Genomic DNA, 946 nt, shown 5'->3' with positions numbered 1-946 from the left:
TTTTTATATTATCCAGCCATCGAATTTCGGTTTCCTGAAATCCTTCGATATACTGATTTTCGTCGTACTTGGCGGTCTTGGAAGTCTTTCAGGTTCGGTTTTGGCCGCCATTTTACTGACAATCGTGACGACATTCCTTCAGGATTATCCGGAAACGAGGATGATCATCTACAGTCTTGTCCTGATCCTGATGATGATTTTCCGCCCGCAGGGGTTAATGGGAACAAAAGAAATCACATCATTGTTCACACATAAAAAAACGAAAGGGGGCCCAAAGGATGGAAGCCACAATACCGTTGCTTAAGGTAGATTCGGTGGGTATACGCTTTGGCGGATTGAAAGCGGTGTCCGATGTGAACGTAGARTTATTTCCAGGGGAACTTGTAGGCCTGATCGGGCCGAATGGAGCTGGGAAAACGACCTTCTTCAATTTACTGACGGGTGTGTATGTCCCTACAGAAGGAACGATCGCCTTGAACGGGGAAAATCTAAATAAGCAGCAGCCTTATAAAATTACCCGAAAAGGGATCTCGAGGACCTTTCAAAACATTCGTCTCTTCAGTGAGTTATCCGTGATCGATAATGTGAAGGTTGCTTACCACTCGCTTGCCAAGCATGGAATTCCAAACTCCATATTCCGGTTGCCCGGACATTTTTCAGGGGAAAAGGAAATGGATGAAAAGGCGCTCGAATTTTTGCGTATTTTCAATCTTGACCATTTTAAGGATGAAAAAGCGAAGAATCTTCCATACGGACAGCAAAGGCGGCTGGAAATCGCCCGTGCCCTTGCCGCCAATCCGAAACTTCTTTTACTGGATGAACCGGCAGCCGGGATGAACCCTCAGGAAACGCACGAACTCATGAACCTGATTGCCCTCATCCGTGAGAAATTCGATTTGACCGTATTATTGATAGAACATGATATGCCGCTCGTCATGGGTGTTTG

At 45.7% G+C, this 946-nt stretch carries 2 protein-coding genes; both read left to right on the top strand.

Translation table 11 applies throughout. The features are described from left to right. On the top strand, nucleotides 1-304 hold a 304-nt coding region (locus AC1DVB_RS27560; protein WP_477592018.1), incomplete at its 5' end, for an ABC transporter permease subunit. Then, on the top strand, nucleotides 279-946 hold a 668-nt coding region (locus AC1DVB_RS27555), incomplete at its 3' end, for an ABC transporter ATP-binding protein (RefSeq protein ID WP_477592016.1). The genes AC1DVB_RS27560 and AC1DVB_RS27555, both read left to right, overlap by 26 nt.

This window comes from Peribacillus sp. P4_D6, assembly GCF_056401795.1.
This window is presented reverse-complemented; position numbering and strand designations above follow the sequence as displayed.